The 24414-nt window shown below is 54.4% G+C and carries 26 protein-coding genes and 1 other annotated feature; of the genes, 12 read left to right on the top strand and 14 right to left on the bottom strand.

The window, feature by feature from the left end:
* Positions 1-985: 985 nt before the first annotated feature.
* Positions 986-1399: a DUF4395 domain-containing protein gene (locus AC3G2T_RS09200; RefSeq protein WP_488435240.1), complete on the bottom strand. Its 414-nt coding sequence runs from the start codon at positions 1397-1399 to the stop codon at positions 986-988.
* Between the two features lie 205 nt (positions 1400-1604).
* Here AC3G2T_RS09200 and ilvD point away from each other — a divergent pair, with 205 nt between their 5' ends.
* Together ilvD and AC3G2T_RS09190 are read left to right on the top strand one after the other, a co-directional pair.
* Positions 1605-3290, top strand: a complete 1686-nt coding sequence (gene ilvD / locus AC3G2T_RS09195; protein WP_474680049.1) for a dihydroxy-acid dehydratase — start codon at positions 1605-1607, stop codon at positions 3288-3290.
* Positions 3291-3469: 179 nt separating this feature from the next.
* A complete protein-coding gene (locus tag AC3G2T_RS09190) occupies positions 3470-3667 on the top strand; it encodes a response regulator (protein WP_488435239.1) in 198 nt (65 codons plus the stop codon).
* 30 nt (positions 3668-3697) lie between these two features.
* Here AC3G2T_RS09190 and AC3G2T_RS09185 read toward each other — a convergent pair whose 3' ends face one another.
* Positions 3698-4750, bottom strand: coding sequence for a permease (locus AC3G2T_RS09185; protein ID WP_488435238.1), 1053 nt, complete (start codon positions 4748-4750; stop codon positions 3698-3700).
* 116 nt (positions 4751-4866) lie between these two features.
* Positions 4867-5144 (top strand) — a binding site (T-box leader).
* A 48-nt stretch (positions 5145-5192) separates the two neighbouring features.
* Here AC3G2T_RS09185 and trpS point away from each other — a divergent pair.
* Positions 5193-6176, top strand: coding sequence for a tryptophan--tRNA ligase (gene trpS, locus AC3G2T_RS09180; protein WP_488435237.1), 984 nt, complete (start codon positions 5193-5195; stop codon positions 6174-6176).
* Positions 6177-6577: 401 nt separating this feature from the next.
* Here trpS and bshA read toward each other — a convergent pair whose 3' ends face one another.
* Together bshA and AC3G2T_RS09170 are read right to left on the bottom strand one after the other, a co-directional pair.
* Positions 6578-7720: an N-acetyl-alpha-D-glucosaminyl L-malate synthase BshA gene (gene bshA, locus AC3G2T_RS09175; protein WP_474680053.1), complete on the bottom strand. Its 1143-nt coding sequence runs from the start codon at positions 7718-7720 to the stop codon at positions 6578-6580.
* 163 nt (positions 7721-7883) lie between these two features.
* On the bottom strand, positions 7884-8069 hold the full coding sequence (locus tag AC3G2T_RS09170) for a DUF5325 family protein (protein WP_488435236.1): 186 nt from the start codon (positions 8067-8069) through the stop codon (positions 7884-7886).
* A gap of 147 nt (positions 8070-8216) precedes the next feature.
* On the opposite strand from AC3G2T_RS09170, the gene AC3G2T_RS09165 reads away from it, so the two are divergent.
* Positions 8217-8441 (top strand): alpha/beta-type small acid-soluble spore protein, encoded by a 225-nt coding sequence (locus AC3G2T_RS09165; RefSeq protein WP_474680055.1) that lies wholly within the window; start codon positions 8217-8219, stop codon positions 8439-8441.
* A gap of 164 nt (positions 8442-8605) precedes the next feature.
* Here the strand turns inward: AC3G2T_RS09165 and AC3G2T_RS09160 are convergent, their stop codons facing one another.
* Together AC3G2T_RS09160 and AC3G2T_RS09155 are read right to left on the bottom strand one after the other, a co-directional pair.
* Entirely contained in the window at positions 8606-8983 is a 378-nt protein-coding gene (locus AC3G2T_RS09160; RefSeq protein ID WP_488435235.1) for an ArsR/SmtB family transcription factor, read from the bottom strand.
* A gap of 605 nt (positions 8984-9588) precedes the next feature.
* Positions 9589-10572: a metal-dependent hydrolase gene (locus AC3G2T_RS09155; RefSeq protein ID WP_488435234.1), complete on the bottom strand. Its 984-nt coding sequence runs from the start codon at positions 10570-10572 to the stop codon at positions 9589-9591.
* 131 nt (positions 10573-10703) lie between these two features.
* Here AC3G2T_RS09155 and AC3G2T_RS09150 point away from each other — a divergent pair, with 131 nt between their 5' ends.
* Complete coding sequence (locus AC3G2T_RS09150; RefSeq protein WP_488435233.1) at positions 10704-10997, top strand: hypothetical protein; 294 nt, start codon at positions 10704-10706, stop codon at positions 10995-10997.
* Positions 10998-11045: 48 nt separating this feature from the next.
* Here AC3G2T_RS09150 and gerQ read toward each other — a convergent pair whose 3' ends face one another.
* The 7 genes from gerQ to urtA all read right to left on the bottom strand — a co-directional run bounded on the left by gerQ (position 11046) and on the right by urtA (position 17426).
* The gene (gene gerQ, locus AC3G2T_RS09145) at positions 11046-11480 is read right to left on the bottom strand and encodes a spore coat protein GerQ (RefSeq protein WP_474680059.1); all 435 of its coding nucleotides are present in this window, start codon (positions 11478-11480) and stop codon (positions 11046-11048) included.
* A 175-nt stretch (positions 11481-11655) separates the two neighbouring features.
* Entirely contained in the window at positions 11656-12354 is a 699-nt protein-coding gene (locus tag AC3G2T_RS09140; protein ID WP_474680060.1) for a response regulator transcription factor, read from the bottom strand.
* Positions 12355-12576: 222 nt separating this feature from the next.
* The gene (urtE, locus tag AC3G2T_RS09135) at positions 12577-13272 is read right to left on the bottom strand and encodes an urea ABC transporter ATP-binding subunit UrtE (RefSeq protein WP_488435232.1); all 696 of its coding nucleotides are present in this window, start codon (positions 13270-13272) and stop codon (positions 12577-12579) included.
* Complete coding sequence (gene urtD / locus AC3G2T_RS09130; protein WP_488435231.1) at positions 13265-14056, bottom strand: urea ABC transporter ATP-binding protein UrtD; 792 nt, start codon at positions 14054-14056, stop codon at positions 13265-13267. The genes urtE and urtD overlap by 8 nt, the downstream gene beginning before the upstream one ends.
* Before the next feature lie 32 nt (positions 14057-14088).
* Positions 14089-15162, bottom strand: a complete 1074-nt coding sequence (gene urtC, locus AC3G2T_RS09125; protein ID WP_488435230.1) for an urea ABC transporter permease subunit UrtC — start codon at positions 15160-15162, stop codon at positions 14089-14091.
* Between the two features lie 22 nt (positions 15163-15184).
* Positions 15185-16090: an urea ABC transporter permease subunit UrtB gene (gene urtB, locus AC3G2T_RS09120; RefSeq protein ID WP_474680064.1), complete on the bottom strand. Its 906-nt coding sequence runs from the start codon at positions 16088-16090 to the stop codon at positions 15185-15187.
* Positions 16091-16148: 58 nt separating this feature from the next.
* Positions 16149-17426 (bottom strand): urea ABC transporter substrate-binding protein, encoded by a 1278-nt coding sequence (urtA, locus tag AC3G2T_RS09115; RefSeq protein WP_488435229.1) that lies wholly within the window; start codon positions 17424-17426, stop codon positions 16149-16151.
* A 284-nt stretch (positions 17427-17710) separates the two neighbouring features.
* On the opposite strand from urtA, the gene AC3G2T_RS09110 reads away from it, so the two are divergent.
* The 6 genes from AC3G2T_RS09110 to AC3G2T_RS09085 all read left to right on the top strand — a co-directional run bounded on the left by AC3G2T_RS09110 (position 17711) and on the right by AC3G2T_RS09085 (position 22487).
* Entirely contained in the window at positions 17711-18016 is a 306-nt protein-coding gene (locus AC3G2T_RS09110; protein ID WP_474680066.1) for an urease subunit gamma, read from the top strand.
* Positions 18017-18133: 117 nt separating this feature from the next.
* Positions 18134-18511, top strand: coding sequence for an urease subunit beta (gene ureB / locus AC3G2T_RS09105; protein WP_488435228.1), 378 nt, complete (start codon positions 18134-18136; stop codon positions 18509-18511).
* The gene (ureC, locus tag AC3G2T_RS09100) at positions 18498-20213 is read left to right on the top strand and encodes an urease subunit alpha (RefSeq protein WP_488435227.1); all 1716 of its coding nucleotides are present in this window, start codon (positions 18498-18500) and stop codon (positions 20211-20213) included. The genes ureB and ureC overlap by 14 nt, the downstream gene beginning before the upstream one ends.
* A 24-nt stretch (positions 20214-20237) precedes the next feature.
* The gene (locus tag AC3G2T_RS09095) at positions 20238-20936 is read left to right on the top strand and encodes an urease accessory protein UreF (protein ID WP_488435358.1); all 699 of its coding nucleotides are present in this window, start codon (positions 20238-20240) and stop codon (positions 20934-20936) included.
* 44 nt (positions 20937-20980) lie between these two features.
* Positions 20981-21640 (top strand): urease accessory protein UreG, encoded by a 660-nt coding sequence (gene ureG, locus AC3G2T_RS09090; RefSeq protein WP_474680069.1) that lies wholly within the window; start codon positions 20981-20983, stop codon positions 21638-21640.
* Positions 21633-22487 carry an urease accessory protein UreD gene (locus tag AC3G2T_RS09085; RefSeq protein ID WP_488435226.1) on the top strand — a complete coding sequence of 285 codons (855 nt, stop codon included), beginning with the start codon at positions 21633-21635 and terminating at the stop codon, positions 22485-22487. Before ureG ends, AC3G2T_RS09085 begins: the two co-directional genes overlap by 8 nt.
* Before the next feature lie 2 nt (positions 22488-22489).
* Here the strand turns inward: AC3G2T_RS09085 and AC3G2T_RS09080 are convergent, their stop codons facing one another.
* The gene (locus AC3G2T_RS09080; protein ID WP_488435225.1) at positions 22490-22762 is read right to left on the bottom strand and encodes a hypothetical protein; all 273 of its coding nucleotides are present in this window, start codon (positions 22760-22762) and stop codon (positions 22490-22492) included.
* Positions 22763-23378: 616 nt separating this feature from the next.
* On the opposite strand from AC3G2T_RS09080, the gene cyoE reads away from it, so the two are divergent.
* Positions 23379-24350, top strand: a complete 972-nt coding sequence (gene cyoE / locus AC3G2T_RS09075) for a heme o synthase (protein WP_474680072.1) — start codon at positions 23379-23381, stop codon at positions 24348-24350.
* The last annotated feature ends 64 nt before the right edge of the window (positions 24351-24414 follow it).

Genomic DNA, 24414 nt, shown 5'->3' with positions numbered 1-24414 from the left:
GCAGGTAACTTTGATTTTGGCCTCTGTGGAAAAAGCGCTGATAGGGCTCGGGTGGGGCCAGGCATTTTCGACGGAAGCGGTCGGCTTGAAGGAAAAGCCTGCACAATTGCAGGAATGTTTCGTTATCAGGGTATTAACAAGCAAAAAACTACACTTTTCAGGCTGCCCGAGCAAGTTGCAATACTCTGTGAGGGCTAGGGGAACAAGTGTGGCTCAGCCGCTTTTTCTGGGCGCGATCCTCTCCCGGTGCAGGCCGTGGAACTGCACAACTGGGCAGGAAGCCGCTTGTTAGGGAGAAAACCTGCGAAAGTGCAGGTTTTTCCTCTCGAATTGGCTTGTTTTGGCGAAAAACCTGCAAAAGTGCAGGAATTTTCGCTGAAAGTGAGTATGAGTCTAAGTGTTCGGTGAAAAGCCTGCACTTTTGCAGGAATTGTTCGTGTACAGCGATCAAGGAAGCAAATTCATGTATTTTTGCAGGAATTCTTCGTGCGGTCAGGCAGATTGTGGCTAATCAGCCCTAGCGTGAGGTGTCGGCCCGGGCAAGAGGGTAATCAGCCCTAGCGTGAGGTGTCGGCCCGGGCAAGAGGGTAAATCAGCCCTAGCGTGAGGTGTCGGCCCGGGCAAGAGGGTAATCGGCCCTAGCGAGAGGTGTCGGCCCGGGCAAGAGGGTAATCGGCCCTAGCGAGAGGTGTCGGCCCGGGCAAGAGGGTAATCAGCTCTATCGAGAGGTGTCGGCCCGGGCAAGAGGGTAATCAGCTCTGGCGTGAGGTGTCGACCTTGGCGCGTGGCTAATCAGCCCCGGCATGTGGCCTCCTTATCAACGGGCCTGGCCTGTTGCGATTGTGCAGGAATTCACATGTGGTCGATCGACTGACCGCCGCCATGCAGCGCAACACCGCGCGCTAGAGCTGCGCGCGATGCCGGCCAATGATGGGCTTGAGGTGGCCCGGAGGCTAATTTGTCGGAAAATCCAGCGCTTTTTAATTTACGCACGACGGGCGCGCAGTTTTTTGAATTGGTAGTAAAGCGTACATCCGATGCAGTAGCCGAGCAAAGCTGCGGTAGCCGCTAGTGCGACAAGCCCGGCAAAAATGCTGCCCCACACATTCAGGCCGGCCGCGAAAAACAGCAGGGAAAGCGCCAGCAAAATGACGGCGATCGAATTATTGAACCGGAGCAGCTCGGCGGCTTCGGTTTCCGATTTGGCCGCGGCTGTCCGAAGCAAGGGTTTGGTCAACAGCACGAACAAATTGGCGCGCAGCCCGAAGAACAGGCCGACGGCTTCGATAATCAGCAGGGCGGCAATGAGCCAAGACTGCTGCCAAATCAGGGCAAGCACGATGAGCAGAACCATGGAGGCTTGATTGGCGCGGACGTATGGAAGAGGAACTTCTTTCAAAGCGATCACCTCTTTAATGTTGAATTTGATTAGGATTATTATAACATAAATCCGGCTAAAAACACATAAATCCGATGAAATTTATAGGGATTTAAAAAATGACTTTGACGCGTGAAATGACTAAAGCGAGAAAAAAGAAGAAAAGTGTGATATGATAGATTCAATGTTTGCGAGATTTGCGAAATGAAATCCAGGAGGGTCAACGATGGCTAATCAAAAAATGCGAAGCGATATGATTAAAAAAGGATTCGACCGCGCTCCTCACCGCAGCTTGCTGCGCGCAGCCGGGGTTAAAGAGGAAGATTTCGGCAAACCGTTTATTGCGGTGTGCAACTCTTATATAGATATTATTCCGGGCCACGTCCACTTGCAAGAGTTCGGCAAGCTGGTCAAGGAAGCGATCCGCGAAGCGGGCGGCGTGCCTTTCGAGTTCAACACGATCGGCGTTGACGACGGCATCGCGATGGGACATATCGGCATGCGCTATTCCTTGCCGAGCCGCGAAATTATTGCGGACTCCCTGGAGACGGTCGTCAATGCGCACTGGTTCGACGGTCTGGTATGCATCCCGAACTGCGACAAAATTACGCCCGGTATGATCATGGGGGCGCTGCGCGTCAACATCCCGACGATTATGGTCAGCGGCGGGCCGATGAAAGCGGGTAAAGACAAGAACGGCAAATCGATTTCCCTGTCTTCCGTATTCGAAGGCGTAGGCGCTTACCAAGCGGGCAAAATCGACGAAAAAGGTTTGGAAGAGCTTGAGCAATATGGCTGTCCGACTTGCGGTTCCTGCTCCGGCATGTTCACCGCAAACTCGATGAACTGCCTGGCCGAAGGGCTCGGTCTTGCGATGCCGGGCAACGGCACGATTCTTGCCGTGGCCGAAGAGCGCAAGGAATTCGTGAAGCAATCGGCTCGCCAATTGATGGAATTGATCGAGAAAGACATCAAGCCGCGCGATATCGTAACGATCGAATCGATCGACAACGCTTTTGCTCTGGATATGGCGATGGGCGGTTCGACCAATACGGTTCTGCACACGCTCGCTATCGCACACGAAGCGGGTATCGAATACCCGATCGCCCGCATTAACGAAATCGCGGAACGCGTTCCGCATTTGGCGAAAATCGCTCCTGCTTCCGATTATCATATCGAGGACGTGCATTTGGCAGGCGGCGTGAGCGCGATCATCAACGAGTTGCTCAAAAAGCCGGGCGCTCTGGACGGCGAACGCATCACCGTTACGGCCAAAACGCTGCGCGAAAACGTAGCGGGCTGCGAGATTTTGAACAAAGACGTCATTCGTCCTTTGGACAATCCTCACAGCGAAAAAGGCGGCCTGGCCGTGCTGTTCGGCAACCTGGCGCCTGAAGGCAGCATCATTAAGGTCGGTGCGGTGGACAAATCCGTAGGCGGCCGCCACGTCGGACCGGCGATCTGCTTCGATTCCCAGGAGGAGGCGCTGCACGGCATCGCAAACGGCAAAGTCAAAGAAGGCCATGTCGTCGTAATCCGTTACGAAGGGCCGAAGGGCGGACCGGGCATGCCGGAAATGCTCGCTCCGACTTCCCAGATCGTGGGTATGGGCCTCGGTGCCAAAGTCGGTCTGATCACCGACGGACGCTTCTCCGGCGCTTCCCGCGGCATCAGCATCGGCCATATTTCGCCGGAAGCGGCTGAAGGCGGACCGCTTGCTTTCGTAGAAGACGGCGATATCATCGAGCTGGACATGAACAACCGCAAAATCGAGCTGCAAATCAGCGACGAGGAAATGGCGAAACGCCGCGCGAACTGGAAAGGCTTCGAGCCGAAAATCCAGTCCGGTTACTTGGCGCGTTACTCCAAGCTTGTCACTAACGCAAGCGCAGGCGGCGTGCTGAAAATTTGATCATCTACCGATAAAAAGCTTTGCTTGTGAGCAGCGGTTTATGCTGCTTGCGGGTGGAGCTTTTTCTTTTTTTTTGCATATCTGTACTTGACGGAACCTACTGATGGCGCAAACAGCAGGGTGAAGGAAGCGGAGCTCGTCATTTTGGATATGATGCTGCCGGGGTTGGATGGTCTACCGTGGGACAGCGGCTGAAGAAGATATCGCCGGATACTCCGAATCTGATGCTGTCCGCCCGGGCCCCCGTCGATGACAAGCTGGACGGCCTGCAGTTTGGCGACGATTATTTGAGGAAACCGTTTCATCTGAAGGAGTGGCGGGTAGCTTTGTTTTGTTTTTCGCGTCGGGTCTGCTTTATTTTCAAAAGAAACCGGTGAACTGAATGTTCGTCCCGGTCCGGGTCCCGGTCATGGCCAAAATAACTGCTCGAACAGGTGCGAACCGGCCAATACGACCACTGTTACGATAAGGGCGAGCTGCAGCACGAACCGCGCTTTAAAGACGGAGAGCAGCATGAATGTGCTTTTTATATCGATCATGGGGCCGAAGACGAGAAATCCGAGCAGCGCGCCCGATGAAAACGTATCACTGAAGGAGGAAGCCACGAAGGCGTCCGTCGTCGAGCAGAGCGAGAGCAGGTAGGCGAAGCCGATCATGAACATGTGCGAGGTCAAGGAATCTTGGCCCAGGGCGGCCAAGCTTTCTTTGGGAACGAACACTTGAATTAGCGCGGTAATCAGCGCTCCGAGCATCAAGTATTTGCTCATTTCGAGCAGTTCGGAATAAGCGTGGCTGAATATGACCGCAGCTCCGCCGCCTTGATGGGAGTGGCCGTGATCGCGATGGTCGTGGCTGTGAGCCGGTCCGCCGGGACAATCGTCGTGGTCTGCCGCTTTCGCGCCGCTTGCCTGTAAGGAATGGCGGAGCGGGTTATAAACGAGGAAGCGGGTCAGCAGCAGGCCGACGGCCAGGGCGACGACAAACGTCAGCCCCATGCGGGAGTAGGCCATCGCCGGTTCGCCGCGAAAAGCGATGTACGTGGATGCGAACGCGACCGGATTGAGAATAGGGCCGACGAGAATGAATACGACCGCTATGTAAACGGGCATGCCTTTTTTCATTAAGCGGCGGACGAACGGAATCATGCCGCATTCGCACAGCGGAAACAATACGCCCAGCAAGCAGGCGAAAAGGATGCCGCCGAGCGGGTGTCGCGGCGTCATGCGGCGGAGGAACGATTCGGGAACGTAAGTTTCCACGATCGTTGACATGACGATGCCGAGCAGCATAAACGGGAGCGCATCGAGAAAAATGCCCATGAACGCGTGCGCCACCAGCTGCAATTTTCCGTCAAAAGCGATGATGCCTGGGAGTTTTTTGGTCGTCACGATTAAAAATGCAAGCAGCATGCAGATCGCGGCGGAAGCCGGAAGGCTCCACCGGTAAAAGGCCGTAGACAAGGCGCATTTCCCCTTTATGAGACGATTGGATATGCTTTTATTGTATGTTGGAGGAAAAGCGGATAGGACAACATGCGCGGTTGACATTACCCGGGGAGCGTGTATAATAATAGAAAATCAATGCGATGACAGGAACAAGTAAGCTTGACTTCAAGTTTCCCAGAGAGCCGGTGGTTGGTGCGAACCGGTGAAACCGGCAAGCCGAATGGATCCTTGAGCTTGACGCTGAACGCAGATGCGCGCTTTTCCGGAACCCGGGCCGGAATGCTGAATGTGCATCCGGCTAGTATGCTGAGCGGCCGCTCCCCGTTAACGGAGCCTGAAGGTCTTTTGGCGCACGTCTGGCGCGCACGAAGGCAAATTAGGGTGGTACCACGGTCTCCTCGTCCCTTGCGGCGGGAGGCCTTTTTGTTGTTGATCGATACAAGGAGGCGTTACGTTTATGAAAAGAGTATTGTCCGGCATTCAGCCGAGCGGACAGCTGACCATTGGCAATTACATTGGGGCGCTCCGCAATTTTACGAAATTACAGCATCAGCATCAATGCTTTTTTATGATTGTCGATTTGCACGCGATTACGGTTCCCCAGGAGCCGGCGGCGCTGAAGGAGCAGACGGAATCCGTCGCGGCGCTTTATTTGGCGGCGGGGATCGATCCGGCCAAAGCGGTGATTTTCCTGCAATCGCACGTTCACGCACATGCCGAGCTGGGATGGATGCTGACGACGCTGACATACATGGGCGAACTGGAGCGGATGACGCAGTTCAAAGACAAATCGGCGGGCAAGGAATCCGTCGGCGCCGGCTTGTTCACGTATCCTTCGCTGATGGCGGCTGACATCCTGCTGTACAATGCCGACCTGATCCCGGTAGGCGACGACCAGAAGCAGCATTTGGAGCTTACCCGCGATTTGGCGCACCGCTTCAACAACCGTTTCGGCGATTTTTTCGCAATGCCGGAGCCTTATATGCCGGAGATCGGCGCAAGGGTCATGTCCCTGGACGATGCGTCGAAAAAAATGAGCAAGAGCAATCCGAACGCAGGCAGCTATATCGCGCTGCTGGATGAGCCGGACGTTATCCGCAAAAAGCTGAGCCGCGCAGTAACGGATTCCGGCCGTGAGGTGAAGTACGATCCGCAAAACAAGCCGGAGGTCAGCAATCTGCTCGGCATTTACTCGCATTTTGCCGACATGACCGTTGCGGAAATCGAAGCGAAATACGAGGGCCAGGGGTACGGCCCGTTCAAAAAGGATTTGGCCGAGCACCTGGTCGCCGTCCTGGAGCCGCTTCAACAGCGTTACCGCGAGATCCGCAGTTCGGGCGAAGTGTACGACGTGCTGAAAAAAGGCGCGCAGCACGCAGCGGAAGTCGCCGACGCAACTTTGTCGGAAGTGAAGAAACGAATGGGCTTCCTGGTGTTGTAAAAGAATCGAAAAAAGGAGCTTTGACCGCCGCATCGGCTGTCGGAGCTCCTTTTTTTTAACATGGGTCTGGGGGAAACAAAGTCTACCCCGTCGAACCGGTCATGCCTGTATTGTTCAGACTGTTGAAAACCTGCAAAAATACATGAATTTTTGCCCGCGATCCGCTAGCCACGAACAATTCCTGCAATTGTGCAGGCTTTTCAGCGGGGACATGGGTTCGGGTTCACTTTCAGCGAAAAATTCCTGCACTTTTGCAGGCTTTTCGTCAAAATAAGCCAATTTAAGAGGAAAAACCTGCACATTCGCAGGATTTTCGGGCCCCTGGCCAATGGCGGAAAACGGCGGGACATGTACGGGAGGTATCTTGTATGCCGCCGTAAGGCTGCGGTGTGTGCAGCGGCTCAGGCCAACATGCTGAGATCGCCGGCCGCGGTTACTTTGTAATAAATTTGCTCGTATTGCTTGACGATGGCATCGGCGGAAAAGAAAGCGCGTGCACGCTGTATGCCTGCCAAAGAAAAATCGCTGTACAAGGCGGAGTCGGTCAGCAATTTGATGGCGTGCTCCGACATTTCAGCCGTGTGTCCGACTGGGGCGAGATAACCGTTGACGCCGTGCGTGACGACTTCCGGAATCCCGCCTGTATTCGAGCCTATCGTAGGCACGCCGCCGGCCATCGCTTCCAGGGCGACCAGGCCGAAGCTCTCCTTTTCCGACGGCAGCAGCAGCAGATCGGCCAAACCGATCACTTCGGCGACATTGTTTTGCTTGCCGAGGTAGTGAACCCGGCTCGTAAGCTTCAGCTCTTTGACCCGGCTGACAGCTTTCGCCAGCTCGGGGCCTTCTCCGACAAAAACAAGGTGGGACGGCACCTTTTTATGTATGCCGGCGAAAATATCAATGACGTCGCTAATGCGCTTGACTGGCCGAAAATTGGACATATGCAGCAATATTTTTTCGTGCGGCTTGGCAAATTGGGCGCGAAGCTGCGGATTCGCCGGAGCAATGTAGTCCTGCGGGTCTACGAAGTTGTAGACGAGCTCGATCGGCTTTTCGATGGAAAGCACTTCGTACGTTTCGTTGATCAAGTCCTGGGACACCGCAGTGACGGCATCGCTCTGATGGATGGCCAGACGGATCAAGTCCCGCAGCGACGGATCGTGGCCGAGTATCGTAATGTCCGTGCCGTGCAGCGTAGTCACAACTTTCAGATGGTCGCCGACCATTTGCTTGGCGAGATAAGCGCAAATGGCGTGAGGGACGGCATAATGTACGTGCAAAATGTCGAGCTTCTCCTGCTTGGCGACCTGCGCGAGCTTATTGGCCAGCGCCAGGTCGTAGGGCGGGTAGCGGAATACGTAGTAGTCGCTGACCTCGACTTCGTGGTAAAAAATATTAGTATGAAACTGGCCGAGCCTGAACGGCATCCGGTCGGTAATAAAATGAACTTCGTGTCCTTTTTCCGCCAGCATTTTGCCGAGCTCGGTAGCGACGACTCCGGAGCCACCCAGCGTCGGATAACAAGAAATGCCGATTTTTAACATGAATTCACCACATTTCTTTACAAATTGTTAATTTTATTTCGATAATAAAATATTTTCATTTTGGTAATAAAGGTGATGAAAAAAAGTAGTATGGACAACTACTTTCTTTAGGTTGTTTTGCAGACTCTTGTGAGAAAAGTATAGCGTTCAAGTCAAGTCCGTGTCAACGGTTCTGATCGTCTCTTTTGCTGAGCTTGGCTTTGACCGCGAATCCGTAACCGATAAAGCCGAGTGCGACGATTGTGCAAAGGAGAACGAGCCAAGGCTGCCTGAGTGTGATGAACAGGCTGATGGAGGCCAGCAGCAGCGTGCCTACGACTGCAAAAAGAAGTGCGAGCGGTTTGCTCATGATGTCACCTGCTTTCTTCGAATAGCGTACCCTTATTTTAAACTTTTTTCGGGCGCTGTGCATATAATTTAATTTCCTCCGCATACTATGATTGCAAGCTTGCAAATACATCAAAGATTATAGCTGACTGAAAGGAGTCTGATCCTAATGGGTACAGGACAATCTCGTAGCAGTAATGTGCTGGTAGTTCCGCAAGCCAATCAAGCTTTGGAGCAATTGAAGTATGAGGTTGCTCAAGAACTGGGCATCCAAATTCCTCAAGATGGTTACTATGGTTATATGGCTACTCGTGACACCGGCGCAATCGGTGGTCACATCACTCGTCGCTTGGTGCAAATCGCCGAGCAATCGCTCGCAGGACAATTCCGTTAATCGGAAGCTATCGTAACGATATTAGCTCAGGGGGAATCCTCTGGGCTTGTATTTATATCGGCTGAATAAATGGTACCACAATACAAAAACCATCGCGAATTTCGAAGTTCGCGGTGGTTTTTGATTGAGCGCCTCGTTATGCTTGGCTTTTCGTCAGGGGCGGCTTACGGGTTTTGTTTCTTGTCGTCTCGTTGCAGTTCGCGCAAATAATCGTCCAAACGATCAAATCTTTCTTCCCAGATGCCGCGAAAAGTTTGCAGCCAGGCGTTCATCTCTTGCAGAGGCTGGGGCCGGAGCTTGTATATTCGCCGATTGGCAACCGGATTCACTTCGACGATTCCGCCTTCGGTGAGCACTTTCAAATGCTTGGAGACTTGAGGTTGTTTAAGTTGGAGCCGCTCGGCGATTTCGCCTACCGTTAAGGGGCCGTCGCGCAGCAGTTCCACGATATGCAAGCGGTTCGGTTCGGCAAGAACAGTTAATATGTTGTTCATATGCACGTTGTGAAGGGGACCAGGATGAGCTTTATATTTATCTGTCATCTGCAGCGGGCTGTTGCGGCGAAACTTGAACAGAGAAATGGAATTCGAGACCGGCCGCGTGAACAATCATAAAGCTGACCGTGTCCGACCTCCGGTGGGGGTTACATCCTGATTCATAAAATTCCCTTTCTCCTTTCCGGGTTGATGATGATCCGTATGTAAGGTTTCACAATTTATGTATATCATACAAGGAAGGAATATTCCTGTAAAGGAATGTTTGGAGCGGCACAAGTCATAACTACCGGTTTAGCCGATGGCTCCCATCAGACCATTTATAAGGGCCTGTTACAAGCAAGCATCTCTAAGGAGCACTAAAGGCTTGCCAACCGCGTGGTTGCCACGTTAACACGGGCAGGTGAAAGGTCCCTGAAAAGGGATCCTTTACCTGCCCGTTTTCACCGCAAATTTCGAACAGATTTCCAACTCGGCAATTTGCTTGCCCTGCGCTTCGGCGGCCTGAGCGCTCGGAGCGAACGGGAGCGAGGCGCAATTGCCGACGACACTTCACAAGTAGCAGCGGTTGCTAGACCGGCTCGCATCTTCCTAAACCCCTAGTCGAACTAGGAGGTTTCGTATACAAAAAAGCTGCCCAAGGCAGCCTTTTTTCAATACAAATCGACGCGCAGCTTTTTCTCGAGGCGTGTGTCGTTCACCCAGCCGACGTAGGAGTCGAGCGTTTGGTAGTTGTGATCCATCAGCAGGACGGCGACGAAAGGATACTGCTTGCGGTGACGGTATCTGACGTCGGCCCATCTGACCTCATAGCCCCAGCGGTGTTCCTTGATTTCCGCGCAGGCGTAGGTAGAAAAGTACAGCAGCGCCTTGATGTTCTCGTGGCTTTTGGAAGCTTCGATGGCGGGATGCGATTCAGGCTTGACGACGTCGACCCATTTCAATTTGAAATTGCGCAGCTCGCCGAGCTGGTAGCTGCCGTCGTTTCTCCGTTTTACCACATTCCATACGTACAGGTTGAACGTTGCGATCAACGTATATTTTTCGCCTGGCTGATATGTCGGATCTTTGCGGAAAAGCCCTTTTTCCAAAATGTAATGATCCAGAGACCGCCAGATGTAATAGATGGCAATAACTCCGTACAAAACCGGAAATATAAGCGTCGGGCTGGCCAAGTGGAATGTCCACATAAAAATCGCTACCAAATGGCTGGAGAAGATGATAGGGTCAAATATGTGTATAATATTCCAAGACACCCATTTTTCCGAAAAAGGCCTCAGTGCTTGAGTTCCGTAAGTATTAAACAAGTCTGTAAACACATGGAAACAAACGGCTATGCCGACCCACATACAGACGTGCAGCAAAGGGAGCGCCGGGAAACAGAGAGCCAAAATGCCGGTAATGAGCAGTGTCCAGAGCAGCAAGGCGGGCAGGGAGTGAGATCGGCCACGGTGATTGCGGATGTATGAAGCGTTTCCCCTGAAACGCAGCAGCCCGTCCACATCCGGGATTTGCGAGCCGACGACAGTGCCGATGAATACAGCGGTTGTCGCCGCATCGCTTGCCGCTACAACCGGATCAATTTGAGCCAGACCGGCAAGCCCTAAGCCGATAACAAGATGTGTGCCTGTGTCCAAAGGTAGGTACCTCCTAAGAACTTTCCATAGGAAAGTTGTCATCGTGAGCGAATGCTTGGTTCGTTCATAAGCGTCGCTCTATTTTAGTTTACCATTTTGGAGCAAAAAATAAATCAGAAGGAGAACCAAAAATGTGCAAAGTTTTTGTAGAATATGCTATAAAGGCGGAAGAACGCGAATCTTATCTTAACTATATGCGCGAGTGGGGCAAACGGGAAGGGCGGCTGGAGCTTCTGGAGGGCACGGATCAGCCGGGGCTGTTCGTGGAAATTTGGAACGGCGTGGAGTACGGGGAGTATCGGGAGCTCAAACGGCAGCGCACGGATAAGGCGGAGCCGGGTTCGGGGGAAGCGGATTGGGAGCGATGGCTGGAGGGCGGACTCCGCAAGCTGCACATGTGGCATTTCACGCCGGCGGAGAAATAAAAAAGCCGCGGTCGCAGGAGGAACGCACGGCTTTCATGTATGAGGGATTTATCTTCCGATCGCTCTGGTGGCGCCGGTGTACGGATAGTAGTACTGCAGCTCTTCTTCAAAGGTGATGTAATCCAGATTGACCATGAGCAACAAGTACCGCATGCCTGTAGAGGGGTCGCTGATAATAATGTGGTCGCGGCCCGCTGCTTCGAGCCGGCCTCTGAAAATTTTGGCGTTCCATTCGGAGTTGTTTTCATAAGTCATGTACAGAGTCGCCATTTTGCCGAGATTCAGGCGAAGAATATTTTCGATGAAGGATTGTTCCAAAGGCAGCGCGCCGGGAACGTTGCCTCCGGGCTGCGCGGCTCCTCCGACATACGTTGAGGGACCAGGCATAGAGGCGGCGGTCGGAGCGGCCGCGGGCGTCGGATAAGCCGGATGGCTGTAGCCGTAAGGAGCCTGCATTCCTGCCTTGAAAGAGTTATTTAACATGTTCGTGATTCCTCCTAGTTTTCGCCAGAAGCACTGGCATCGGATGCATTGGCTTTTCCCCGGCAAAAGCCGCTGAGCCAATTTTCATAATTATCATATGTGCGAATGCCTATTTGGTGACTGTTTCGGAAAATAAAAAAAGCCCCTCGCGGAGCTGAAGTTTCGTCAGTATCGGTCAATGCAGGGTGTCGAACAAAAATTTGTAGCCGACTCCCCACACGGTTTTAATGTATCTCGGTTCTTTCGGGTCGGGCTCGATCTTTTTGCGGAGATTGGCGATGTGCACGTCGATGGCGCGTTCGGTAACGTAGGAATCGAATCCGCGCACGCGGTTAAGCAGCTCTTCCCTGCTGTATACCCGGCCCTGATTTTGCCAAAATAAAGTCATGATTTCAAATTCCGAGAATGTCGTCTCGACAACGCGATCGTTAACGAACAGACAGCGCTTCTCCAAATCCAGGCGAAGAGCTTGTCCTGTCGCAATGGCGGAAGGCGCAGCGGGGGACTGGAGCGACTGCGACCGTCTCAACAGAGCCAGTATTCGTGCGGATAGTTCCCGCATGCTGAACGGTTTGCATAAATAATCGTCGGCGCCGGTTTGCAGGCCGCGGATACGGTCCGTGATTTCGCTCTTGGCGGATAGCATCAAAATCGGCAGCGTGGAAAACTTTCGGAAAAAAGCGCATAATTGGATGCCGTCGACATCCGGAAGCATAATATCGAGCACGATCATATCCGGGGCGAAGCTGCGGAAAAGCTGCTCGGCTTGCCGGCCGTTTTCCGCGCGCCGGACCTCGTGGCCCTCTTCCCCCAAATACATGGTGATCATTTCCCCGATACTCAGATCGTCTTCAACAATTAAAATTTTTGACATAAACGTATCCCTCCTTTCCGATCAAAAGGTTCGGTGATCGATATGCCGGCGCAAATTCGACCCTGAAAAGCTGTCCATTTAACTATACTGCATCCATTTTATGCCGTCCAGCCGCAAACGGGCGGTGAGTTTGCCGCAAAAAAGAAGCCGGTATGCATCTGAACCTGGGTAAGAGGTCAGATCATCCGGCTTCTTCTGTTGGGAGGATCGGCGATTTGCCGTTCATACGGTCAAATGTTTCCTTACCTGGTCTTCGCTTAAGTCCTCAGCGCTTCCTTCCGCGACGATCGTTCCCCGGTCAAGCACATAATAGTGATCGGCGATGCTCGTCGCAAATTCAAGGCTTTGCTCAACGAGCAGCACGGCGATTTCCCGGTTTTTTTTGATGGACGCGATGATCGCCTCGATCTCCATCACAATCGACGGCTGGATGCCCTCCATCGGCTCATCGAGCAGCAGCAGCTTCGGCGACGACGCCAGCGCTCTGGCGATAGCGAGCTGCTGCTGCTGTCCGCCGCTAAGGTCGCCCCCTTTGCGGCTAAGCATGCCGCGCAGCGCGGGAAACGTCTCGAAGAGCGACTCGGGCAGCTTCTTGCGGCCGTCCGCCGCGGCTTCGAGACCGAGCAGCAAATTTTCCGCGACCGTCAGCTGGGGGAAAATGTCCCGTCCCTGCGGCACGTAGCCGATCCCGGTTTTCGCCCGGCGGTCGGGCGGATCGGCCGTTATGTCCCGATTCCCGTAGCGGATCGCGCCTGAACGGGGACGGACGAGCCCCATGATGCTTTTCATCAGCGTGGACTTGCCAACCCCGTTGCGTCCCATGAGGCAGACGATCTGCCCGGGCCGGACGGCCATATGGATGCGGCGGATGACCATGCTGTCCCCGTATCCGGCTTCGATGTTTTCCAGGCTAAGCATCGCGCTCGACTCTCCTTCCGAGATACACTTCCGCCACCTTGTCGTCAGCCTGAATTTCCTGCATCGTGCCTTCGCGAAGCAGCGTTCCTTCATGGAGTACGGTGACGGTTTTGGCAAACCGGCGGACGAACTCCATGTCGTGCTCGACGACGATAATCGTCTGGCTGCTGCTGATTTCGTGCAGCAGCTCGCCTGTTTTCTCCGTCTCGCTGTCCGTCATCCCGGCCGCTGGCTCATCGAGCAGCAGCAGGTCCGGCTCCTGCATGAGCAGCATGCCGATCTCCAGCCATTGCTTTTCGCCGTGCGACAGCGAGCCGGCTTTTTCCTTGGCCTTGTTTTGCAGGCCGATCATGCCCAGCCTGTGCAGCAGGCGGTCGCGCTGCTCGCTCGTCGTTTTGGCCCACAGCGCGCTGAGCAGGCCGCGCTGCTGCTTCATCGAAAGCGCGAGATTTTCGAAAACGGTCAATGTCGTGAATACCGACGGAGCCTGAAATTTGCGGCCGATGCCGAGCCGGGCGATCTGATGCTCCTGGTATTTGGAAAGATCGGTCGCGCCTTTGAATACGATTTGGCCGCGGGATGGCTTTACTTTCCCGCAGATGACATCCAGCAGCGTTGTTTTGCCGGCTCCGTTCGGGCCGATCAAAAAGCGCAGCTCTCCGGCCTGCAGGGAGAAATTCAGATTGCGAAGCGCCTTGAATCCGTCAAAACTCACTTCAAGCTGTTCCACGCGCAAAATTTCCCCGTCGGGAATCGGGGATTGCGCGGCTAGCTGTCCAGGCATTGGAAACTCCTCCTTTTCAAATTTGCATATTTTCAGCCGGCTTCTTGCGAAGATACGGGTTTTGGAAGCAAGCTTTTTTTCCAATTCGACATGTAGTGGGCGATGGTGCCTACGATTCCTTTCGGCAGGAACAGGACGGCGATGATGAACATGGCGCCCAGCATAATCGGCCACCATTCCGGGTAGGCTTCGCTGAACGTTGTTTTCGCCGAGTTGGTCACGATCGCGCCGAGCACGGCTCCGCCGATGGTGGAGCGCCCGCCGATGGCGACCCACAGCACCATTTCAATGGACGGGACAATGCCCATCTGCGCCGGGGAGATGATGCCCTCCTGCAAAACGAAGAGCACGCCGGCAAGACCGGCAAGACCCGCGGACAAGCAGTAAATGAACACTTTATACACGACCGGATTGTAGCCGATGAAGCGGACCCGGTTTTCCCCGTCGCGGATGGCGGTGAGTATGCTGCCGAGGCGGCTGGATACAAGGAAGCTGCACAGTACGAGCACAAGCAGCAGTACGGCCAGGGTGATGTAAAACAACAGCAGCTTGGTGGATGGCGAACGCAAATTCAGACCGAGGAAAGATTCGAAATTCGTGAGTCCGTTCGTTCCTCCGGTATAGCCCTGCTGACCGACGAACAGGGTCACGGCGATAATGACCAGCGCTTGCGACAAAATGGAGAAAAAAGCGCCTTTAATCCGGTTGCGGAACGTAAAGTAGCCGAGAATGAAGGCGACGGCCATCGGCACGACCAGCGCCATCAGGAAAGCGAAGCCGGGGTTATGAAAAGGAACCCAGAACCAGGGAAGCTCGTCGACGCCGCTCCATGACATGAAGTCAGGCAGCTGCCCGGGGCTCGACGCCAGCTTGAGGTGCATCGCCATGCAGTAGGCGCCGAGCCCGAAGTATACGCCGTGTCCGAGGCTGAGAATGCCCGTATACCCCCAGATGAGATCGATGCCCATCGCGATTATCGCATAGGCGAGAAATTTGCCGAGCAGCGACAGGCGGAATTCGGAAAGAAAAAGCGGCGCGAGAGCGATCAAAAGCAAACACGCGGCATACGCGATAAATTTCACTTTGGCGGTTCCGGAAGCCGTCATGGGCGGTTGCCACTTCCTTTCTTCAATCTAGAGATCTGGAGCGGATCGTTACTAGCCCCATCGGCTTCCACTGCAGGAAAGCAATGATGAGCGTAAACACGAGCACCTTGCCCAAAGTCGCGCTGGTCGTGTACTCCAGTGCCGTGCCCAGCACGCCGATGCCCAGAGCGCTGGAGACGGTGCCGACCAGCTTGCCGATGCCGCCGAGCACGACGACCATGAAGGCGTCGACGATGTAATAGGTGCCGATCGTCGGGCCGATCGGCCCGAGCAGCGACAAGGCGCACCCGGCGATTCCCGCCATAGCCGAACCGAACGCGAACGACTGGGCGTCGACCCTTCGGGTGGAGATGCCCAGGCAGGCCGCCATCTCGCGGTTTTGCATGACGGCTCTCATCCGTCTGCCTCCGGCGGAGCGGTACAAATACAAGTAGATGGCAAGTATGCAAAAGGCGACCAAAGCGATGATAAACAGCCTTTTGTACGGAAGGATGAGATCGGCCGTAACATGCAGGCCTCCTTCCAGCCAGCCCGGAGCTTTGACGGCCACGTTCGGCGCTCCGAACAGCGTGCGGGCGAGCTGCTGCAGCACGAGGCTGACGCCCCAGGTGGCGAGCAGACTGTCCAGCGGCCTTCCGTACAGGAAGCGGATGAGAAGCGCTTCGAGCAGCCAGCCGATGGCGAAGGCGATAATAAAGGCGGCGACCAGCGATACGACGAAGTACCAGCCGAACGCGGAAGCGGGAAGCCAGCGCTGAAAACATTGCTGGACGAGGTACGCCATATAGGCGCCGATCATAATAAATTCGCCGTGCGCCATATTCATCACGTTCATCAATCCGAACGTAATCGCAAGACCGACCGCGATCAGCAGCAGAATCGAGCTGAGACTAAGGCCGTTAAACAATTGCAGCAGCAGCAGACTCATGACATCACCTCATTTTTGATGACATACAGGACTGCCGTTGGGCAGCCCTGGCTTCGACTCATTTCTTGGTCACTTCTGCGCCCCAAGGATACGTTTTGAGGTACGGGTCTGGCCTGAGCGGCTGGCCTGAATTCCATATTTCTTTAATCAGGCCGTCCGCCTGAATTTGACCGATCCGCGCGGTTTTGGAAATGTGCTGGTTCTCTCCGTCGACGGTCACTTTGCCTTCCGGCGAGTTCCATTCAATGCCTTTGGCCGCCGCTTTCACTTTCTCGACATCGAAGGACCCGGCCTTTTTGACCGCTGCGGCCCAGAGGTACACGGCGGTGTAGCCCGCCTCGATCGGATCGTCCGTTACCCGGTCTTTGCCGTATTTGGCTTTGTATGCTTCGACAAACTTTTTGTTTTCCGGCGTATCGGTAGTCTGATAGTAGTTCCAGGCGGTGTAATGACCTTCCAGAACGGCTGCGCCGATGCCGCGAACTTCTTCTTCGGCGATGCTTACGGACATCGTTGTTATATCTTTGGACGTAATGCCGGCGTCTTTCAACTGCTTGAAGAACGCGACGTTGCTATCCCCGTTCAAGGTGTTGAAAATGACGTCAGGCTTATCTTTTTTTATTTTGCTGATGATCGTGTTGTAATCCGTATGTCCGAGAGGCGTGTATTCTTCGGCGACAAGCGTGCCGCCCTCGGCTTTCAACTGCTCCTTAATAATTTTGTTGGCGGTTCTGGGGAATACGTAGTCGGAGCCGAGGAGGTAAAATTTTTTGCCTTTATTTTGCAAGAGCCAGGTGACTGCGGGAATGATTTGCTGGTTCGTCGTGGCGCCCGTGTAGAAAATGTTCGGCGACGATTCGAGGCCTTCATACTGCACGGGGTACCAGAGCAGGCCTTTGTTTTGCTCGACGACGGGGAGCACCGCTTTGCGGCTTGCCGAAGTCCAGCAGCCGAAAATCGTCACGACGCTGTCTTTTTGCAGCAATTTCTTTGTCTTCTCTGCAAAAGTCGGCCAATCCGACGCGCCGTCTTCGATGACAGGCTTGATTTTTTTTCCCAAAAGTCCCCCTGCGGCATTGATTTCTTCGATCGCCATCAGTTCCGCGTCCCGTACGGACACCTCGCTGATGGACATAGTCCCGGTCAAAGAATGCAAAATCCCTACGGGGATTGTGTCGTCTTTGCCGGTTCCCGCCTTGGCCTCTGCGGCTTTGGCGGCTTCGGGTGCAGTCGTCGATGAAGTGGTGGTTTCGGTTGCCGCACAGCCTGCGGCGGCCATCATAAAAGCCATGCTTAAAGCGACTGTGAGCTTGCCGAAATTGCGCTTCTCTGTCATACAATTTCCACTCCCTTTATAGTAATAATTGGATTACACCGACAATGATAAGCCGGAATCGAATTATATGTCAATATATATAACATAAAAAGTGAATTATTGTGAAAATGAACAATTTAATTTCTTTTTATTGGATAATTTACTATAAATACGAAATATGACCTAAGCATATACCTTATTTTATGTGAATAAATCTGACGTATGAATATTTACTTTGCCGGTTTTGACGAATATAATGAGGGTATCAAGTTGCCATTATTCGGTTTTCGTAAAGAGGTGAGGACGTGCATCTGACGGAGAGAGAGAAAGAAAAGCTGCTGATTACGGTGGCTGCCGATTTGGCCCGCCGCCGGTTGGCCAGAGGCGTCAAGCTGAATTATCCCGAGAGCATCGCTCTTTTGACATCGGAGATTATGGAAGGCGCCAGGGACGGCATGACGGTGGCTCAATTAATGGAGTACGGAACGAAAATTTTGATGTCAGGCCAAGTGATGGAAGGCGTTCCGCAAATGATACACGAAGTGCAGGTGGAAGCGACTTTTCCGGACGGCACCAAGCTTGTTACGGTGCATCAGCCTATTGCCGAGTAAGACCCGGGAGTTTGTGGGCATGTGCAAAAGTGACTCCGTCGGACGGACTCCCCGGCACTTTTAATGAAGCGCAAATTTTCCGACGCGGGGGCAAAAAGTATCGAGAGGAGCAGAACTATGGTTCCAGGAGAATTTCGGACCGGGAAGGGCTTTATTGCATTGAACGTAGGCAGGAAGACAGTCGAGTTGAACGTGGCCAACGCGGGAGACCGTCCTGTGCAGGTGGGCTCGCATTTTCATTTTTTTGAAGTGAACCGTGCGCTGGAATTTTCCCGCGAAGCGGCATACGGAATGAGACTGGATATTCCGGCGGGAACCGCGGTCCGCTTCGAGCCCGGCGAACGGAAGCCGGTCCGGCTTGTCGAGCTGGGCGGAGCCAGAATGTCTTACGGGCTCAACGGCTTGAGCCGCGGACACGCCGAGCATGGCAGCATGCCGGAGGACGTTCGGGAACGATGGAAAGCATGGGAGGGGAAGCCCGGTGAGTCAAATTGACCGCAAAAGCTACGCGCTGATGTTCGGGCCTACGCAGGGCGACGCCGTCCGTTTGGCGGATACGGGGCTGTGGGCCGAGATCGAGCGCGATTTCACGGTATATGGAGACGAATGCAAATTCGGCGGAGGCAAAGTGATACGCGACGGCATGGGGCAGTCGAGCGGCGCGACCCGCGATCAGGGCGTTCTGGATACGCTGATTACGAATGCGGTCATTATCGACCATTGGGGAATTGTCAAAGGCGATATCGGCATTAAGGACGGCCATATCGTCGCGATCGGAAAAGCCGGCAACCCGGACATTATGGACGGGGTTCATCCTCAGTTAATCGTCGGCGCGAGTACGGAGGTGATCGCCGGCGAAGGCAAAATCGTAACGGCCGGCGGCATCGATTCGCATATTCATTTCATATGCCCGCAGCAGATCGAGACGGCGCTCTCTTCCGGGGTGACGACGATGATCGGCGGCGGAACGGGGCCGGCGACGGGGACGAATGCGACGACCTGTACGCCGGGGGCTTGGCATCTGCGCCGGATGCTGGAAGCGGCCGAAGCGTTTCCGATGAACTTGGGCTTCACCGGCAAAGGGAATGCGGCGTTTCTCGCGCCGCTGACCGAGCAGATCGAAGCGGGAGCCATCGGTCTCAAGCTCCACGAGGACTGGGGCACGACGCCGGCGGCGATCGACGCCTGCCTGGAAGCCGCGGACAGGTACGACGTCCAGGTCGCCATTCATACCGATACATTAAATGAAGCGGGATTTTTGGAAGATACGCTGGCCGCGATCAAGGGCCGGACGATTCATACGTACCATACCGAAGGAGCGGGCGGAGGACACGCGCCGGACATTATTCGCGCAGCCGCCGAGCTCAATGTTTTGCCCTCTTCGACCAATCCTACGCGGCCTTTTACGATCAATACGATTGAGGAACATCTCGATATGCTCATGGTATGCCACCATCTCGACAGCCGCATTCCCGAGGATGTCGCTTTCGCGGATTCACGGATTCGTCCGGAAACGATAGCCGCGGAAGATATTTTGCACGATATGGGCGTATTCAGCATGATCAGCTCGGATTCGCAGGCGATGGGGCGTGTCGGGGAAGTCATTATCCGCACCTGGCAAACCGCCGACAAGATGAAAAAGCAGCGCGGCCCGCTGCCGCAGGATACGGAAGACAGCGATAACTTCCGCATTAAACGGTATATCGCCAAATATACGATCAATCCGGCGATCACCCACGGCATTTCACATCTTGTGGGCTCGGTGGAGGCCGGGAAATTCGCGGACCTTGTCGTCTGGAGCCCGATGTTTTTCGGCGTCAAGCCGGATCTTGTCCTGAAAGGCGGCAGCATCGCCTACGCGCAGATGGGGGACCCGAACGCTTCGATTCCGACGCCGCAGCCTGTGTTCGGCAGACCGATGTTCGCCGCTTTCGGCAAATCGCTGACCCAAAGCTCCATCACGTTTGTGTCCAAGGCGGCATATGACCGTGGAATCGCAGCTTCCCTTGGCTTGCAAAAACGCGTCGAGCCCGTAAAAGGCTGCCGAAGCATCTCCAAGAAAGACATGATTCATAACGATCTGGCGCCGTCGATTGAGGTAAATCCGGAAACGTATGAAGTCAAAGTGGACGGAGAGCCGGTCTCCTGTGAACCGGCGACGGAGCTGCCGATGGCGCAGCGCTACTTTTTGTTCTAAAAGGATGCAAGGCAGGTGACACCGATGACTACCGCTCCCCCTTTTCACTGGCTGGCCTACCAGCAGATGCTCGATTCGGCGCTGCCGATCGGCGGCTTCTCCCATTCTTTCGGCCTGGAAACGCTGGTGCAGCAGGGCCGGCTGACGACGATGGAGCAGCTGGAAGCCTACATTCGCTCCATGCTTGCTTGCAATTGGTCGACATCGGATGCGCTGACGATCAAAGCGGCCTACATGCACATTCCGGCGCAGGAATGGGATCGGCTGTGGGAAGTCGACCGCATGATGCACGTTCAGCGGGCTTCCAGCGAAGCCAGAGCGGGCGCGCAAAAAATGGGCCGCCGGCTGCTGCAGCTCGCCAAGGCGATGTATCCGGAGCTGGCGTGGGAGCCGCTTCACGAAGCCGTGAAGGCGGAGCGCTGCTTCGGCACCCATGCGCTCGTGCACGGCTGGGCGAGCTATCATTTGCACGTTCCGCTGGCGCAAGCGGCGGAAGGGTACCTCTATTGCTGCATCGTCACGTGCATCAACAGCGCGCTGCGGCTCATGTCGATAGGCCAGACGCAGGGGCAAATGCTGCTCGCCAAGCTCCTGCCGTTAACGCGCAGTGCATGGGAGCAGGCATCCGGGCTGGACCCGACGGAGGCTTACACGGCCTCGCCGGCCGCCGATCTCGCCATGATGCAGCATGAAACGCTGTATTCCCGATTGTTTATGTCTTGAAATCTTGAAAATAAAAGCCAATATTCATTTTGGGAGGAATTCATATGTGCCAAGGTCAAGGACATCATCACCATCATTGGGAAAAACCCGAGGTGGACCGCTCGCGTCCGATGCGGATCGGTATCGGGGGCCCGGTTGGCTCCGGCAAGACGGCGCTCGTCGAACGCCTCGCCCGCAAGCTGAATCGCCATTACAGCATCGCGGTCATTACGAACGATATTTATACGAAGGAAGATGCGCAAATTTTGATCCGTTCGGAGGCTTTGCCGGAAGAGCGGATCATCGGCGTAGAGACCGGCGGCTGCCCGCATACGGCGATCCGCGAGGACGCTTCGATGAATTTCGAAGCGATCGAAGAGCTGGAGAAGCGCTTCGCGAAGCTGGATATCATCTTCATCGAGAGCGGCGGCGACAATTTGGCCGCGGCTTTCAGCCCGGAGCTGGTAGATCGCTTCATCTATATTATCGACGTGGCGCAAGGGGAAAAAATTCCGCGCAAAGGCGGCCCGGGCATCATCCGCTCCGACATGCTCGTCATTAACAAAATCGATCTGGCCCCCTACGTCGGCGCCAGCCTCGATGTGATGGAAGAGGATACGAAAAAGATGCGCGGCGAGCGTCCTTATATTTTTTCCAACCTGATGGGCGGCACAGGGTTGGACGATATTGTGGCATGGGTGGAGCGGGAGTATACCCATGCCTAGCATGACCGGGGAGATTCGTGCGGAATTTGCGCTGCGCGGCGGCAGGACGCAGCTCGCGGGCAAATACCACACCTCCCCGTTCAAAATCGCCAAAACGTTTCGTTACGAGAACGAAACGCTCAACGTTGGCGCCGATCCGGAGGATCAGCTCGGCGTCTATGTAATGGATTGCTCCCCAGGCCTTATGGCCGGGGATCAATATGAGCTGGAGTGGCGCCTGGGACCCGGCGCCCGCGTTTTTTTGACGAACCAGTCGTTTACGAAGGTTCATCCTTCAATTGAAGGCGCCGGCAGCACGCAGCGCCAAAGGATTCGTTTGGAAGCGGGCGCAGTGCTGGAATATATCCCCGAGCCCGTGATGCTTTACACGGACGCGCGGTTTACCGCCGACACGGAGGTGGACGCCGCTTCCGGCTCGGTTCTCGTCATGTCGGACATTCTATGTCCGGGACGCGCTCAGCGGGGCGAACTGTTCCAGTACGCCAACTGCGAAAGCCGGATGAAAGTCCGGTACGGCGGGGAGCTTGTTTACTGCCAAAACCAAAGGATCGTGCCGTCCGCGATGGATTTGTCCTCGCCCGGATGCTGGGGGGCGGAAACCCATCTGGGCAGCCTCCTCATCTTCTCCGACCGGATCGGGCAAAAGCATCTGGACGCGGTGATCGAGCAGCTGAATCTTGCAGCGCCGCCTTCGGTCCGGTTCGGAGCAAGCCTCGCCTACAAGCACGGAATCGTCGTGTCGGCGCTGGGAACCTGCGCCTGGGAACTTCAGCACACGCTCGGTACGGCATGGAACGCGATTCGCGCCAGCTTGTTATCGTTAATGCCGTTAACTATTAATAAATAGAATCAGCCTGTACGCAAAAGCGGGCTCATGCCCGACTTGAGCGTAAATTCCTGTACAAACGCAGGCTTTTCCTCCAAACGAGCCGATTCCATCGAATAAGCCTGCACTTTTGCAGGTATCGCCTTCTCCCGAGCCAATTCCCGACGTGGAGCGCCGTCTTTGACGGCCAGTTCGATGCCGCGGAGCTTCTCCGGGAACTGCTGAATCCTCGGCCCCCCCTGTTTGAACGGGAAAGCCTGCAAAAGTACATCTTTTCGCTCTCCACCAGCTCTCACCCCGAACAATTCCTGCAAAACTGCAGTTTTTTACGCTATAAAGCGGGCTCATGCCCGTCATGAGCGTAAATTCCTGCACAAACGCAGGCTTTTCCTCCAAACGATCCGTTTCCATCGAAAAAGCCTGCACTTTTGCAGGAATTGCCATCTTCCGAGTGTGGAGCGCCGTCATTGACGGCCAGTTCGATGCCGGTAGCTATACACTAAATTCGCCTTCATGTGTACCGCCCAGCGGCATGGGGTTTTTTGCAGGAATTGCCCACTCCCGAGCCACTTCCCAACGTGGAGCGCCGAGCGTCGCCTTTAACCGGCCAGGTACAAAAGCTCCCGGGCGGGATGAGGGAATTTATTCCCCGGTATGCGTGGAAAGCAGTGAAACGGGTACACTCCACCGGTTGAAATAGGTGCTGCAGCGCGTTTTTTGCGGGAAATCGGACATTGTTAACGAAAATAGAATGGCTGTGACTTTTTACACGCATACTGGGAAAGAGAATCGACAAAATGATGACAACTGCGCTCGTTTCATTGTCAAACGGGATTCAGGTTGGTATGATTAGATTGTTGAAAATCAGGGTTATTGATTTGCTCGGCAGTTCATATACAGGAGGGCAATTACGTGGAAAAGCAAGTAAGCTACGAGTCGGTTCCGAACGCGGCGGTCAAAACGGCCGAACATCCGGAAGCGCACGAAGCCGGCGCCGTTCAAACCTCGGCAGAGCCTGTTTCTATTAAAGATTTTTATCGGTTGACGAAGCCAGGGTTGATTTATTCTAATTCAATGACTGCGTTCGCAGGCTTTTGGGTCGCATCCAAATGGGATGTGAACTGGCTGCTGCTGCTTTACACGCTGCTCGGATCGGCGCTCGTCATGGCTTCAGGCACCGTGTTGAACAACTATTTGGATCGGGATATGGACTCCAAGATGGAGCGGACCCGCAATCGCGCCCTGCCAAGCGGAAGAATGGCGCCGAACGTCGTGCTGGCATACGGGATCATTCTCGGAGTTCTCGGACTGGGCACACTGTACTTGCTGGCGAACTCGCCATTGGCGGCGCTGCTTGGATTGATCGGTTTGTTCTTGTACGTGTGGGTATATACGGCCTGGTTTAAAAGAACTTCCGTATGGAGCACGTTCGTGGGCGCATTTTCCGGCGCGGTGCCTCCTATCATCGGTTACTGCGCAGTCACAGGAAAGTTCGATCTTGGAGCAATTTTGCTGTATTTGTTTCTGTTCCTCTGGCAGCCGCCTCATTTCTGGGCGCTTGGCATTCGCAGGTCGGAAGAATACCGCGCGGCGGGATTTCCTTTGCTTCCCGTAGTGAAAGGCTTCTACGTTACGAAAGTCAGCATGCTTCGCTACGTTGTTCTTTTAGTCCCGGTTACGGTTATGCTGACGGCTTTCGGCTATCTCGGCTACACGTTCCTGATCGTCTCGACAGCGCTTGGCTTGATTTGGGTGTTTATGGCGGTAAGAGGGTTTGGCATGCACGGCGAATCCGAAATCAAATGGGCAAAAGGCATGTTTATTTACTCGCTTAACTATTTAACGCTGTTGTCCATTTTGATGGTGTTCAGTACAATGAAGTAAGGCAGAGCGGATTTACGACTTCCCATGGCGACATGGGATTTTATTTTGCTTTTGAACATGGGAT

It is taken from the genome of Paenibacillus sp. sgz302191 (assembly GCF_057749925.1).
This window is presented reverse-complemented; position numbering and strand designations above follow the sequence as displayed.

Coding starts and splice junctions, on each gene's coding strand:
- ilvD (WP_474680049.1), top strand. CDS start 1,605: ATGGCTAATCAAAAAATGCGAAGCGATATGATTAAAAAAGGATTCGAC.
- trpS (WP_488435237.1), top strand. CDS start 5,193: ATGAAAAGAGTATTGTCCGGCATTCAGCCGAGCGGACAGCTGACCATT.
- bshA (WP_474680053.1), bottom strand. CDS start 7,720: ATGTTAAAAATCGGCATTTCTTGTTATCCGACGCTGGGTGGCTCCGGA.
- AC3G2T_RS09170 (WP_488435236.1), bottom strand. CDS start 8,069: ATGAGCAAACCGCTCGCACTTCTTTTTGCAGTCGTAGGCACGCTGCTG.
- AC3G2T_RS09165 (WP_474680055.1), top strand. CDS start 8,217: ATGGGTACAGGACAATCTCGTAGCAGTAATGTGCTGGTAGTTCCGCAA.
- AC3G2T_RS09160 (WP_488435235.1), bottom strand. CDS start 8,983: ATGACAGATAAATATAAAGCTCATCCTGGTCCCCTTCACAACGTGCAT.
- AC3G2T_RS09150 (WP_488435233.1), top strand. CDS start 10,704: ATGTGCAAAGTTTTTGTAGAATATGCTATAAAGGCGGAAGAACGCGAA.
- gerQ (WP_474680059.1), bottom strand. CDS start 11,480: ATGTTAAATAACTCTTTCAAGGCAGGAATGCAGGCTCCTTACGGCTAC.
- AC3G2T_RS09140 (WP_474680060.1), bottom strand. CDS start 12,354: ATGTCAAAAATTTTAATTGTTGAAGACGATCTGAGTATCGGGGAAATG.
- urtE (WP_488435232.1), bottom strand. CDS start 13,272: ATGCTTAGCCTGGAAAACATCGAAGCCGGATACGGGGACAGCATGGTC.
- urtD (WP_488435231.1), bottom strand. CDS start 14,056: ATGCCTGGACAGCTAGCCGCGCAATCCCCGATTCCCGACGGGGAAATT.
- urtC (WP_488435230.1), bottom strand. CDS start 15,162: ATGACGGCTTCCGGAACCGCCAAAGTGAAATTTATCGCGTATGCCGCG.
- urtB (WP_474680064.1), bottom strand. CDS start 16,090: ATGAGTCTGCTGCTGCTGCAATTGTTTAACGGCCTTAGTCTCAGCTCG.
- urtA (WP_488435229.1), bottom strand. CDS start 17,426: ATGACAGAGAAGCGCAATTTCGGCAAGCTCACAGTCGCTTTAAGCATG.
- ureB (WP_488435228.1), top strand. CDS start 18,134: ATGGTTCCAGGAGAATTTCGGACCGGGAAGGGCTTTATTGCATTGAAC.
- AC3G2T_RS09095 (WP_488435358.1), top strand. CDS start 20,238: ATGACTACCGCTCCCCCTTTTCACTGGCTGGCCTACCAGCAGATGCTC.
- ureG (WP_474680069.1), top strand. CDS start 20,981: ATGTGCCAAGGTCAAGGACATCATCACCATCATTGGGAAAAACCCGAG.
- AC3G2T_RS09085 (WP_488435226.1), top strand. CDS start 21,633: ATGCCTAGCATGACCGGGGAGATTCGTGCGGAATTTGCGCTGCGCGGC.